Source organism: Vibrio sp. 10N.222.46.A1 (assembly GCF_041473595.1).
GTDB lineage: Bacteria > Pseudomonadota > Gammaproteobacteria > Enterobacterales > Vibrionaceae > Vibrio > Vibrio tasmaniensis_A.
This window is the reverse complement of record NZ_JBFRSN010000071.1, coordinates 1-12,736: the sequence shown is the minus strand read 5'-3', so window position 1 is coordinate 12,736 and position 12,736 is coordinate 1. Positions and strand designations below refer to the sequence as shown.

Sequence of the window (12,736 nt, the reverse complement as noted above, 5' to 3'; positions counted from 1 at the left end):
GATAGACGGAAGCACAGCACCAAATACAGCAGCACGGACGGCAAACCATACAGACTCCAATCGCTTCCATTGGTCAGTCATAGTGCTCGCCATTTCTTCGGCTTTTGACATGCCTTGAACTTTACCTAGGTGTTCAATACTGACGGCTAACCCATCAGTATCAGCCATGAGCAGCTTGATCATGCTTACGGCTTCTTCTGAACCAAATGCTTTTTTCAAGTCGGCCGCTTCTACCACACTCAAGGTGTCACCATATTGGCCTTTCAATTTATCGAGAATATCCAGCATAGGCAGCATCTGACCTTGGCTGTCAGTAAAAGATACATTGAGTTTGTCTTGAGCATTGGCGACCCCAGCTAGGAACGCTTTATATTTAGTCCCCGCTTCACTGCCGCTCATTGTGGCTTGCAACGTACCTAATATTGCCATTTGTTCCGACATCGCAATTCCTGCCGATGTAGCATTAGCCCCCACACTAGTGAAAGCGCTACTCATTTCACTACCCGTGGTTTTGAACCTTTGCACCGCACTGGCGGTCATGCCTGCTATCTGGTCCACCCATTCACTTTTACCCATTCCTATGGCTTGATTTTTAAATATTCCATACATGGTGCCCATGTAATTAGTAATAGTAGCGGTGTCAGCTTTAGTCGCGGCAGCAAGCACACCCGACGCTTTGGTAAACTGAGAAAGCTCCTCACCGTTTAACCCCGCAATAGCGGACTGAATATCATAAGACGCACCAACAAACTCCGTCGCTGACTTACCGTACTTGGCAGAAAAGTCGAGAGCGGTCGCTTGCAATTGCTTTAATGCATCCTCAGCAACCCCAAGTGATTTCACCTCACCTAGTTTTCTGTCCATTTCAATGGCAGGCATCAATGCATTCTGGATAGCAAAGCCAGCCGCGACCAAACCCGCACCACCTGTCGCCATGTTTTGCATGCCTTGCTTGCCTACTTCCATGGAAGATTGCATTTCTTTGGTAATGCCTTGCAGTGGTTTGGTTACTTGGTCAACCAAAGCCACGTGCATTAAAAGCTTTTCCATACTCATGCGTAATGTTGCCTCTACCTACTAAACAATCGGCTAATTGCGCTCATTACTGCTCTTTCTTCACGTTCGAACTGGTGTTGATCCAACCAGATAGCGCGACTTAAACTTTGTTCGTCATCAGGCTCACTGGGTAAAAAGTGACGACGCAGGGCAAAGGCTTGTTCAAGTGGGCTCTCTTCAATCCTCTTTGCCCTGTCGGTTATTTTTTTAGTGTGATTTCAATGCCACCTTTAGAGGCATTACTCACGGTGGCATACAGCTCAATGGTTAGGCCGGGAACACTATCCAGCAACTCGGTCAATGCCGCTTTCTGTTCCGGTTTAACCGTACGAGTTAAATACGTATATGCAGGCGCCACCTTATTGTTTGGCATCATGTCATTGGTGTAGTTGTTCGCGTCTTGCACCGTTGGGGTAAATTCGAAGTCCGTGTCACCGATAGTGACTTCTACAGGTTTTGAGGAAAAAACAGGTTTAGTCATTGTCATCTCTCTTGGTTTTTTCGTGCTTAGCACGCCATTGCAAATAATCTTCAGCTTGCTGAGCACATTGACTCAACGCCGCTTTTAATTTGGGTACATCTTCACTGGCGGTGATTAATGGGCTAGTGCCTCGAATTTCCGGTTTATGACAAGACACGATCAGCCCCGCAGGCGGTAACTTCACCACCACTTGAGTCGCAACCCACTCAGTACGGTTCGCGCAACCGGTCAACAACATCACTAGGCCAAGACCTTTGATAACACTCTTCATCAACAAGTTGGCGTCGCAGCGTTTCAATGTCTTCATTGAGCTTTCCTTCTCTCGTGCTGTGTAACCTTGCTCTCTCTACCAGTAAATGATTCGCCTCGCTGTTTTCTTGGGTTAGGGTTTCAATGGTTGCTTGGCTGATCTGATTGGTTGATAAAGCGCTTTCTAAACGCGTCTTTAAAGCCGCTAACTCAGACTGACTCACTTTCAACATCAACCACATGGCCCCCATGGCAATCCCCACAACGACAATCAGTAGCCACTTCCCCCATTTAATGCTTTTAAATGGCAAGGCAGCGATCACGTTCTTTTTCCCTGCGGTCAATTAAACCTTTCAACTTCACGCCTCCGCCATATACCCATCTAGGTAACTCATGGCACGCTTTGATAAAGTCACCCCGTTTAATAAAACGGTAAATCTGTGTTTCACTGCCATCCCGGTTTCGCATAAATCGAGTGCACCCGGTATTAAAGCTAAAAGAGGTGAAGGCATCGAACTGACCTGGTGACATCTGTTTGCCAGAAGCGACTTCTGCCCGACTGATACACTGTTCAGCTTGTTGTAGGTTCTTCACCCAATCTGTGGCGATTTGCTCTAACGACACCACTTGGTCTTTCACATCATGAGTATTACCAATACCATTCGTTGCTAACCCTGCCGGACAGGTGTAAAGGCCTTGGCGGCACCCTTCCGCATTGCCGATGATCTCCAGTCCAATGGCGCTCGTTCTTAATGCCCCCATTTGTTCACCTGCGATCGTCACATTGCCAATCGGCAACTCTGAGCGATGCAATGCCATTCCCCCAGTCACTAGCCCGATCACTGCCGCGACAGAGCAAATAATGCGTTTCGTCATTTTCACTTGGTGTCACACCTTTTTTCGCTCGCGATACGTTGCATCGCTCGTTTATGCCAGTAATTCAACCCGAGAGCTGCCAGACCAATGACCAACGATAAGATGAAGTACCACTCTTCAAATGTCAGATTACTTAATGTCATGCCGATTAATGACATTAAGTAAGCAATTCCACTGGTTATTTTGTCGTACCAGTCTTTCATTTCGTTACTCCCGCTCTACTTGGCAAGGTTTGTAATACCGACACCCTGCTCTCGCCAATCAACGCACTTTTGAACCCTTTCTTGTTGGCTCGTCTGCACTGACCGTTTAAGTTGACTGACCACCGCCATTTCGGTGAATTTGGTTTCGTTACTACTTGCATGATCAACAAAATCCGGCATTCGCTCTCTCACTAGACTTAAAGCAGACCACGTGTATCGTCTGAACTTAGGTACGAAATACCATTGATGCGGACAAAGTGCGGGCTCGTCACAAACCCTTTCAGTTTGCGCTTGGTTTTATCACTACTATTAGGATCAACACTCAGCAGATCAGAGAGTTGAAGCTTCACACCGAACAACTCCACTTTGTCTTCATCCTCTCCCGTATTCGCATAAAACATGCAATCGTGAGGTTGAACGCCACGCCAGCTTCCCGCTTCACGCGCTTTCTGCTGCAGCTTTCGGAAATTGTTCAAGTCCAACTCATATTCCACGTCACAACTCACCGCACCGTGAGTAAAACCGGTTGGAATACCTCGCTCTTTATCAACGGCTGATTCATCATTGATGGTTGCCGTTGCCGATTCCACATGAACCAAAACACCCAGAATATTTACGTCGAAGCTTCGACCGGTATAACGAGAATTCATTGATTACTCTCCTAGTCGTTGATTAAGCATGATGCCGATTGTGATTTTTACCGGACATTCATAAGGTGTCACCGCCAGCAGAATTTCTACTTCTTCACTGTTCATCCAAGTAATGGTGATGTCTTCATCTTGTGGCGGTTTGATTTCGCCAGGGAACTCGTAATCACCAATTTTCTTCACAACCGCCATTTCACGCAGATCTTGGGTAAAATAGAGTTTTGCACTTGCTTCACTGCCTGGTGTTGAATTCAATTCACGGTCCGCAATTCGAGCAATGGCACGAGCACGAACTTTACGCGCCGCTTTCATCGCAACACGAATGTGGCGAATATCTTGGAAGTCGCCCCCCGGCACATCCAATGTGCGGCCCGTTGTCCAATACTGCCCCGGATAATCTGGGTACCACATCGGCACAGCAATTCGAGACGCTTCCAAAGCCTTAAGGGTTGCTAACTCCAAAGGCTTGCCGTCTTTATCTTTTGCCAGTTCTAGGCTCCCTAGAACACTGCCTGTTTTGACTCGCGCGGGGGAATCCGCGATAGATACTTCTTGGTTTGCCAGCCGCCCTGCATAGATACCGACTGTTGAGTTATCTTTATGAACTTGAGGAACAACAGTGACGTACTCACTGGCGATGCTTGTTGGTATGGCCACTGTTGCCGCAAGCCATTGCGCCCAACTTTCCCCTGTTATCGGATCATTATTGATACTCGGTAACGTGCAAATCATGAAGACTTCACGACCTAACTTGGCTTTTAGGTCAGTACGGAAAGCGACTACCTCTTCAAGAATCGATGTACCGGTCTCCGTTTTATCCAACACAACCGCTTCAAAACTTGACGTTTCATTGGCTTTAAGTACGGCGGCTTGCCAACTGTCAGCAAGGTCTAAAACCATCACACCTGCCGTCCAATTCTGCTTCCCATTCAATTGGGCTGCTTTCAATGTGATCATGTGTGCAGGATCGATGTTATCAAACGTGCTGTCTGCAAAATCCGTGGTGTTGTCCACCATGATCAAGTTGCGCTCAATGCCCGAAACAGTGCCAAACACAACAAACAGAAAATGAAATTCAACGCCCGGGATTGGTCCGCGCATCATGTTTAGAATATTAATAATGACGGTAGGCCATGCCATGAGTATTTATCCTCTTCTTAGGTGTTTAGGTTGAACCTTCCAACCGTAGTCAATGCCTTGAAAAGCTCTTGTCCATGCCTTTCTTAAGCTTTGCCTTGTCGCTCCTAGGAACTTACGAGGAGGGACAACAATCTCCCAACTGCTTTTTATCCGAACCAGTCCTAGCTCCCTTAGTTTCTTAAATGCTCCTTTAACTTCGTACTGAGTTAGGTTTTGAGTCATCCATTTAATGGTTGGGACTCGCTTGGAACCTCTTTTCGCTTTCGGGTTAATTCGCCTTGCATACACTTCATAACCAATATTTCGTAACGCTTTCGCCTGTCCCTTTGTACACATTTCAGTGTCACTGAGCTGCGTTTCACGCCCAGTTGGCGTGTTATCTTTGTTTGCTTTACGTCTGTGCCCTTGCTGATGAAAATTGGCAACATAAGCACCGTGGATGCGATAGCTCCCTTTCCCCACTGAAACTTTCGCTGCATCTTTGTTGCCCGAGACATAAATCAGCTTCTTAAACCCTGTAAGCATTTTTTTGCTCTTGCCTTTACGCTTATTTCTCCGAGCTTTCCACGCTTTCCCATCTGGGCTTTGCTGTTTGGTAATGTTGCGTTTCGATATTTTCTGAACTTCTTTGGCGACTCTTCGTAATAACCGCTCTCGCTTGGTTGCCGGCATAGCCAGAGCTTTTAGAATTTCATCTGTTCTGAGCACACCTTTTTCATCCCACTGAACTTTAATCATCGTTTCAGATCCAAAGTGAATCGTTCAGCAATCCAAACTTCATACTCTGCTAAGTTGTATTGTTTACCATGCCAATGAATCACCCCTTCTTCCTCTTCGACTATCGTGACAGGCTCTATAAACTGAATATCTATCTCTACGTTGGCTGTCTTGTCACTTTCGGGCTCAACTTTGAATCTAGGATCTTCCAATTCATAGGTTTCACGATATGGGTCATGACTTTGTAACCAAGCCATAACTGAGGCCATGACAATAGCTGGCTCAAACTCCCTAAAAGGAAAACGTTCTATCGAGATAACCGCTTCGTATTCCATCATCCCCAAATCGACGCCCAACCCTTGGTGCTTTGGAGTGAGTTGCAGTTCAGCTCCATCCATCCACGACTCAAGCAGCGAATGACAATTTTTAGGGATGACTGTCAATAAGTGAGCTGTTAACGTTTGGAGTAAATACCCCATTTCACTTTGACCTTTTGGCTCAAAACTCATATAAGCTCCACACCCACTCGACCTTTGCCTTTCATCGCTCGAACATGCTGCTGGCTTTCTGCTAGCAAACTCTCTTTGGTGTCAGACTCTTTTTCAGCGACTCGATCACCGGCTTCTTTGGTTTGCTGGGTGGCGAACTCAGGTAACAAGTCGGCTTTGGCTCTCGCATAAACCGCCTTTTCATACAGAATGACTAATAAGTTTTTCTCTCCAATGCTTGGTTGCCCTGTCACACTGGAAGCTTTAGCAAACCCGCTTTTTTGGTATTGTTCTTTGGTCGTGTTTAATTCAATGTTTAGTTGTGCAATTGCAGCAGCGACAGCGTATGCAATCGCTTCTTTGTCCATATGAGCTGGTACCCCACGACGTTTCTCAAAATCACCGGCATTAATATCCGGCCAAAAACCATCATTGATGATTTTGGTATCTTGATAGTCTGCTCCTGATGAACCATTAAACATTGCATCCCCTTGATATAAGTGAGCCTCTAGCCACTGGGTCGATAGGTCACGATGAACTAAAAGCTATCGCACCCTCGCCAGTCGAGGCTCGGCGGCATAGGAGTCTTTAAAGATTCGAACCTTCTTTAATGGCACGAATACGTTGCTCGATTTGACCGATTTTGGTTTTCACCCCCACTTTCTCGTACTTATCGTGAGCGTGTTGCAGTAATACCAACGCTTTTTCTAATGTTTCTAAGTCCCCGATAGCCGTGGGCTGCGGTTGTCCCTGTTCATTTAGAATTAAGTGCAAGCCTGCAAATCGGTACCACTTGGATTGAACTTTTTCATGCAATCGCCATTCTTTAGCGACCTTTTCAAACACCTGTCCGAAATAGGGTTCAATCGAATGACCACGGGCCGATTCTTTCTCTGCCCACTCAAGAACGGCATCAGCGCAAACTGTCGGCCAGTCACGACGAAAGTTTTCTGGTGTCGGCAAGTCCATCTCTATGGCTTTCATGCACCAATCAATAGCGGTATCCATCTCGTTAACATCGAATAACCAAATCACCATATTGGTAAAGATTGGGTTTTCGAAGACTTCACCTTTTTCCAAATACGCTTCCACGTAAGGTTTGTACTTCGGTACTAAAACCTCTCGTTTATGCTTCACTCTGTCTTCGATGGCATTGAGCTGTTTTAGGCACTTGCGATCGTCTTCAAAACCGAGCAGCTTGATGTGCAGGCTTTCGGTATCTGCACCGGAAATCAATTCCGATGCAGACTGGTTAGCATGCTTTTCAAGAAGTTGTCGGCGCTGTCTTGCTAACGGGCTCACCATATCTCACCCCTTAAACTGTTGAATCAGAGTCAACGACAGTGACTGATTCGATAGCCGCAAACTTTTTCAAATTACCCACAGCGTAACCTTCCATACGGATATGGTTTTGCTTAAAACGAAGCTCATCTTCATCGTTTTTCTGTTTACGCCATTGCGTCCCCTCTTGCGTTAAAATTTGCAAGTTCTTGGTATTGGTCACCCATAGCTGATCAGCAGGAAAGAATGGTGGTGTATAGGCCTTTTTACCCGCGATAGTCTTAGCCAGGCTCTGTGCCGCCTTGTGCTCCGTTGGTTTATCTGCAGATTCAAGCAAACGATGCTGCTCAGCCGCCACCAAGTCAGAACCCACCAACACGACAAGATCTGGATCTTGGCGATGCTCTGGAGCAATGGTGGTATTGATTAGGTCTTGAGCTAAGGAATCCAAATTCTTGTAGGAGTCCTCAGCAGCTCCGGTAGGATCTAACAGGGCCGACGGAAGAACTTGACTTGATTTTTTCTCTTTAACTATTGTTAACCAACCTTTGTTCACATCTTGGCCAAGAGGATTAGCTACTGGGTTAGTTTTGACCGCAATAGAGGTACCGTTAAAACCAATTCGCAGCATGTCTAACGCAAAACGACGAGAAATCGCGTTTTTCATCATGACCAACCATTGGCCTTTCGAACCGGAATTAGCCCATTGGGTCATGGTTTCCCAAAGGATATGTGCGCCAGAATCTGTTTTGGTTAGTTCGTAAGTATTGCCACTTTGTCCCACTTCAACGCTAAAACGTCCAGTGTCGGAGCGACCCGTCGACAAGCCATCATCACCAACATCGATCACTTGACCTTTGATTTGCTGAACAGGTAACAATGAAACCATGCCTAGAAACGCATTCGACTGCATGATCGCTTGGCGTAACTTAGTTTCCATTGGAGGCGTTAAGTTAAAAGACTGCGTCCCTTGTGGAGCATTCGCGGCTTCTAATGTTGCCGCACAAAACTCTTGTAGGTATTTAGTCGATATTGCGTTAAGCATTAAATAATCTCCTCAGATGAGAACTTCTCACTCGCACCCGATGGATCCGGCTCTTGATTAGGTACTTCTTGTGATAGTTCAGCGAACTTAGTTTCGATATCGTTCACTTTCTCAATAAACGAGGCCAACTTTTCTTCCAACGTTGCAGAAAACTGCTCAACGGTGGCTTGGCTGGCCTCTTCTGGCTGCTCTGGACTTTCTTGCAAATTGAACGCTTCTTTCAGTTCTTTCTTAAACTCGCCCTTAAAGACAGAAAAATGTTCTTCCAGTGCGGCTTTGAGTTGCTCTTCGGTCACGTCGGTGTCCTCTACTTTTGATGGCGTTTCTGGCTCTTCATCACCAGAAGAGAAAAATTCATTGAATGCCGCAAAAAATCGGTCTTTATGAGTAAAGCAATCTGAAAAATCGACTTCTTCTAGGTGGCTAGCTTGAATTTCGGTGGTTTCACCTTTAATGCGAGAAAATTGAAGGCGTGATGTCCCTGTTGACGCTGGTGAGTCAGTCGCCGCTAAGCCCATTAAATAGCAACGACCTTCCCCCTTGTAATCGGGGTTTGGCTCGATAGAGGTGAACAGTTTTTGCTTTCTACGATTGGCTTCGAGCATATAATCGTTAGGTTCGAGCTTCGCAAATAGGCGTAATTTACCGTTCAACTGCTCCGCTTTCACTTCGACCACTCGTCCCCAGTTTTCACCGTAACCATAGAAGCGGCGATGCTCAGGCCAGATAAGTGCGGTGTATTCATCCATTGAGTAACTCGCGGCCATCTGTTCAATCCAATCACGGGTGATTTTTCTCCCGTCAACGGTTGGGCCCTCTGTCGCTATGATTTTCCACTCACTAATCTTTGGCATTTTTGTACTCAAACTTGTCAATCACACACCGTTTGAGAAAACAATACGCCTTTGAATGGAGGGGATCAGCTACTTCAATTCCTAGGGATTCGGGTTTGGCCTCTATCCGAATTCATCCGAATTTCCATTCATCATTTTCAATATTTCGGGGCGTATGATGCGCTTATGGCCTATTCCCCCGAAGTACGACAAACCGCCCGAGCACTCTATTTAAAAGCTTGGACGCCAAGTGAAATCGCTACCGAACTGAACCTGAATAATGAACGCATCATTTATTACTGGGCAGACAAATTCAGTTGGCGGGATATGTTGCGTGAACAAACAATTGATGAAGCGATAGCGAACCGTATTCAAACGCTGCTCGAATTGGAAGAACCAAGCAAAAACCAGCTAGACATGCTGGATAGGCTTATAAAACATCACGCATCTTTGAAGAAACAAAGAGCACAAGAAAAGCAGCAAAGTGAACAATCTTTAAACGCTGGCAACAAAAACAACTCTAGTGATCAGCGTTCTGACCGTCGCTCTAAACCAAAGAAGCGCAAAGGCAAAAAGAATGACATCAGCGAACTGAACAAAGAAGATTTCGCCACGTGGCACGATTCCCTGTTCGCCTATCAACACGTAATGCGCAACAACATAAAACAGCGGATTCGAAATATTCTTAAATCCCGCCAGATTGGTGCGACCTATTATTTCAGTGGTGAAGCGTTAGAAGACGCGATTCTAACTGGTGACAACCAAATCTTTTTGTCAGCGTCACGTGCTCAAGCGGAAGTTTTTCGCAGCTACATCATTGCGATTGCAAAAGAGTTCTTAAACATCGAGCTGACCGGGAACCCAATCATTCTCTCTAATGGTGCTGAACTTCGTTTTTTGTCGACCAATAGTAAAACCGCCCAGAGTTATCACGGCCACGTTTATATCGATGAGTATTTCTGGATACCTAAGTTTAACGAACTCAATAAACTCGCTTCGGCCATGGCTACCCATAAAAAATGGCGTAAGACCTACTTTTCGACTCCATCATCGAAAATGCACCAGGCATACCCATTTTGGACTGGCGACCAATGGCGAAAAGGTCGAGACTCCCGCACTAAAATTGAATTTCCTACGTTCGAGGAATATAGAAATGGCGGTGTACTTTGCCCTGATAAGCAGTGGCGTTATGTCGTTACCATTGAAGATGCTGCAGCGGGCGGCTGTAACTTATTCGACATTGAAGATCTGAAAGACGAATACAGCAAAGACGATTTCGACAACCTATTTATGTGTGTCTTTGTTGACAGCGCTTTGTCTGTCTTCAAATTCTCTGATCTTGAGAAAGGCATGGTTGACTCTGCTCACTGGCAGGATTTCAAGCCGAAAACCAAATTACCCTTTGCAGGTCGTGAAGTCTGGTTAGGTTATGACCCTAGCCGAACGCGCGATAATGCTTGTTTAGTGGTCATCGCACCGCCAGCAGTCGCCGGTGAAACATTCCGTGTGTTAGAAAAACACTATTGGAAAGGACTGAACTTCCAATATCACGTAGCTGAGATCGAAAAGGTATTTAAGCGCTATAAGGTCACTTACATAGGCGTAGATACAACCGGCATTGGGGGTGGTGTTTGGGACCTAATAAAGAAAAAGCATCCACGTGAAGCGCACGCCATACATTACAGCAATGAAAACAAAAACCGCCTTGTAATGAAGATGATCGACGTCATAGAAGCTAAGCGACTTCAGTTTGATGCCGAGCACAAAGACATTGCTATGGCCTTCATGGCAATTAAACGGGTTCCGACCAATAGCGGTAACGCCATGACCTTTAAAGCCGCTCGAAGTGAGACAACAGGCCACGCCGATGCGTTTTGGGCAATTTCACACGCCATTATCAACGAACCGTTAGATCACGAAACACCAACGAAATCAACTTGGGCCACTGCAGCATGACCGACACTAAAACAAAACTAGTTAAGCAAGAAGCACTAGCCGAGTCTGTTTATCACATTGACTCATCACCAGAAGCCATCGACTCGACCAGTTGGATGACGTCTTATTCTGAGCTGTTCTACAACGACACAGACAACTATTGGGAACCGCCCATTTCACGACAAGGATTGGCCGAGACATCACGAGCTAATGCCTATCATGGCTCTTTATTAAAAGCACGTGCGAACTATGTTGCTGCTCGTTTCATCGCGGGCGGAGGGGTAAGACGTCGACAACTTCAATCGTTTTGTAATAACTATTTCACTTTTGGTGATGCCGCCTTCTTAAAAATCCGCGACCATTTTAAGCGGCCAGTGCGCCTGTTCCCTCTACCGACTATGTACCTACGTAGACGTAAAAATGGTGACTTTGTGTTACTTGAGCGTGACAACAAGCAACGAGTCTACAAAGCAAATGACATCATTTTCTTGCCTCAAGAAGACTTGCAACAGCAGATTTATGGATTACCTGATTATTTGGGTAGTTTGCAAAGCAGCTTACTAAACAAAGATGCCACACTCTTTCGTCGCCGCTACTACAAGAACGGTGCTCACATGGGCTTTATCTTCTACGCCAATGACCCAAATTTAAGTGACGATGATGAAAAGATGCTAAAAGATAAGATCGCGAGTTCAAAGGGTGTGGGTAATTTCCGCAGTATGTTTGTCAATATTCCTGGTGGTGCAGAGAAAGGTATTCAGCTAATACCTGTGGGAGACATAGCAACGAAAGATGAATTCGAACGCATTAAAAATATTACAGCTCAAGACATCTTAGTAGGTCATCGCTTTCCTGTAGGTAAGGCAGGTATCATCCCACAAGGAACGACCAGCTTAGGTGACCCGATTAAGATTGGTAGTGAATACGCCAAAGATGAGATCATACCCGTATGTGAACTGATTATGGATGAAGTGAACAATGACCCAGAAATTAGAAACATAAAAACCCTCCACCTGAAATTTGATGTTACTACGGGCGACGCTTTATAAAACTGTACAAAAATACAGCAACTGGCGTAATATCATACTGTCAGTCCATTAAGTTAGGCCAACGTTATGAGAGTGTTTTGCCCTGAGTGCGGTGCAAGAAGCCGGATCCTGAAATCGAATAGAATGAGCACAAAACATGCAGATTTGTATTGCTCATGTAGTGATCCTGAGTGTGGGCATACCTTCGTGATGAATTTATCTTATAGCCATACTCTAAGCCCTAGCGCTAAAACTACATCACAATTAGTCTTCAACCTAGCGCAGGCCTTACCGCCAAAACAACGACAAGAACTCCAAGAGCAACTTTCAATGCTATAACGAAAACTTTGGTGACTTGGCTTCTGCAGCCATTGCAACGATTGATTGGATAGCCTTTACTTTATCTGCGTCTAGTTCACCCTTATTGTCCGCAATCAGCAAACCCATTAAGTACACACCTGCCTGTCTGCTCCCTTCACTAGCTTCACTCATTGAAACCCCATCAATAATGACCTCAAGACCGGATTGAAATAGCTGTTTTTCTTTAGACATATCATTACCCTTATCAGTAAGACTGAATTTACTGTGTATTTATACAGCTTGGTAATAGTGAAACTTACTGGATATTTGTACAGCTTTCTAGCTAGATTCTTAAGTTAGCTTCACTCATATGTCATATTTCTTCTTTGAGAGCATAAGTTTATTGCTCACCCTAACAACTAACAAAAAATGATTAAACTCTATTTAATTCATTGAC

At 45.4% G+C, this 12,736-nt stretch carries 18 protein-coding genes; 3 read left to right on the top strand and 15 right to left on the bottom strand.

All coding sequences use genetic code 11. The annotated features are described in order from the left end of the window. The 14 genes from AB4496_RS02725 to AB4496_RS02660 all read right to left on the bottom strand — a co-directional run. Positions 1-1,056 (bottom strand): phage tail tape measure protein (locus AB4496_RS02725; RefSeq protein ID WP_372130560.1); only part of this gene is annotated, 1,056 nt, incomplete at its 3' end. 14 nt (positions 1,057-1,070) lie between these two features. Next, positions 1,071-1,205: a DUF6890 family protein gene (locus AB4496_RS02720; RefSeq protein WP_372070525.1), complete on the bottom strand. Its 135-nt coding sequence runs from the start codon at positions 1,203-1,205 to the stop codon at positions 1,071-1,073. Between the two features lie 50 nt (positions 1,206-1,255). Then, entirely contained in the window at positions 1,256-1,537 is a 282-nt protein-coding gene (locus AB4496_RS02715; protein ID WP_102257921.1) for a putative phage tail assembly chaperone, read from the bottom strand. Continuing rightward, complete coding sequence (locus AB4496_RS02710) at positions 1,530-1,844, bottom strand: hypothetical protein (protein WP_237300131.1); 315 nt, start codon at positions 1,842-1,844, stop codon at positions 1,530-1,532. Before AB4496_RS02710 ends, AB4496_RS02715 begins: the two co-directional genes overlap by 8 nt. A gap of 242 nt (positions 1,845-2,086) precedes the next feature. Further along, the gene (locus AB4496_RS02705) at positions 2,087-2,668 is read right to left on the bottom strand and encodes a lysozyme (RefSeq protein WP_102257922.1); all 582 of its coding nucleotides are present in this window, start codon (positions 2,666-2,668) and stop codon (positions 2,087-2,089) included. Continuing rightward, positions 2,665-2,865 carry a phage holin family protein gene (locus AB4496_RS02700; protein ID WP_240798334.1) on the bottom strand — a complete coding sequence of 67 codons (201 nt, stop codon included), beginning with the start codon at positions 2,863-2,865 and terminating at the stop codon, positions 2,665-2,667. Before AB4496_RS02700 ends, AB4496_RS02705 begins: the two co-directional genes overlap by 4 nt. A gap of 197 nt (positions 2,866-3,062) precedes the next feature. Next, positions 3,063-3,515 (bottom strand): phage protein, encoded by a 453-nt coding sequence (locus tag AB4496_RS02695; protein ID WP_102257923.1) that lies wholly within the window; start codon positions 3,513-3,515, stop codon positions 3,063-3,065. Positions 3,516-3,518: 3 nt separating this feature from the next. Then, complete coding sequence (locus AB4496_RS02690) at positions 3,519-4,652, bottom strand: DUF2586 domain-containing protein (RefSeq protein WP_102257924.1); 1,134 nt, start codon at positions 4,650-4,652, stop codon at positions 3,519-3,521. A 6-nt stretch (positions 4,653-4,658) separates the two neighbouring features. Then, complete coding sequence (locus AB4496_RS02685) at positions 4,659-5,390, bottom strand: phage virion morphogenesis protein (protein WP_102257925.1); 732 nt, start codon at positions 5,388-5,390, stop codon at positions 4,659-4,661. Further along, complete coding sequence (locus AB4496_RS02680; RefSeq protein ID WP_102257926.1) at positions 5,387-5,878, bottom strand: phage tail protein; 492 nt, start codon at positions 5,876-5,878, stop codon at positions 5,387-5,389. The genes AB4496_RS02685 and AB4496_RS02680 overlap by 4 nt, the downstream gene beginning before the upstream one ends. Then, positions 5,875-6,339, bottom strand: a complete 465-nt coding sequence (locus AB4496_RS02675) for a head completion/stabilization protein (RefSeq protein ID WP_102257927.1) — start codon at positions 6,337-6,339, stop codon at positions 5,875-5,877. Before AB4496_RS02675 ends, AB4496_RS02680 begins: the two co-directional genes overlap by 4 nt. A 106-nt stretch (positions 6,340-6,445) precedes the next feature. Continuing rightward, complete coding sequence (gpM, locus tag AB4496_RS02670; protein ID WP_102257928.1) at positions 6,446-7,162, bottom strand: phage terminase small subunit; 717 nt, start codon at positions 7,160-7,162, stop codon at positions 6,446-6,448. A gap of 10 nt (positions 7,163-7,172) precedes the next feature. Next, complete coding sequence (locus AB4496_RS02665) at positions 7,173-8,183, bottom strand: phage major capsid protein, P2 family (RefSeq protein WP_102257929.1); 1,011 nt, start codon at positions 8,181-8,183, stop codon at positions 7,173-7,175. Beyond that, entirely contained in the window at positions 8,183-9,037 is an 855-nt protein-coding gene (locus AB4496_RS02660) for a GPO family capsid scaffolding protein (protein WP_102257930.1), read from the bottom strand. The genes AB4496_RS02665 and AB4496_RS02660 overlap by 1 nt, the downstream gene beginning before the upstream one ends. Before the next feature lie 165 nt (positions 9,038-9,202). Here AB4496_RS02660 and AB4496_RS02655 point away from each other — a divergent pair, with 165 nt between their 5' ends. The 3 genes from AB4496_RS02655 to AB4496_RS02645 all read left to right on the top strand — a co-directional run bounded on the left by AB4496_RS02655 (position 9,203) and on the right by AB4496_RS02645 (position 12,318). Continuing rightward, on the top strand, positions 9,203-10,972 hold the full coding sequence (locus tag AB4496_RS02655) for a terminase large subunit domain-containing protein (protein WP_102257931.1): 1,770 nt from the start codon (positions 9,203-9,205) through the stop codon (positions 10,970-10,972). Beyond that, positions 10,969-12,000: a phage portal protein gene (locus AB4496_RS02650; RefSeq protein ID WP_102257932.1), complete on the top strand. Its 1,032-nt coding sequence runs from the start codon at positions 10,969-10,971 to the stop codon at positions 11,998-12,000. Before AB4496_RS02655 ends, AB4496_RS02650 begins: the two co-directional genes overlap by 4 nt. A 66-nt stretch (positions 12,001-12,066) precedes the next feature. After that, positions 12,067-12,318: an ogr/Delta-like zinc finger family protein gene (locus AB4496_RS02645; protein WP_102257933.1), complete on the top strand. Its 252-nt coding sequence runs from the start codon at positions 12,067-12,069 to the stop codon at positions 12,316-12,318. Here the strand turns inward: AB4496_RS02645 and AB4496_RS02640 are convergent. Further along, positions 12,313-12,531 carry a hypothetical protein gene (locus AB4496_RS02640; RefSeq protein ID WP_102257934.1) on the bottom strand — a complete coding sequence of 73 codons (219 nt, stop codon included), beginning with the start codon at positions 12,529-12,531 and terminating at the stop codon, positions 12,313-12,315. The two genes, AB4496_RS02645 and AB4496_RS02640, sit on opposite strands and share 6 nt — an antisense overlap. Between the last annotated feature and the right edge of the window lie 205 nt (positions 12,532-12,736).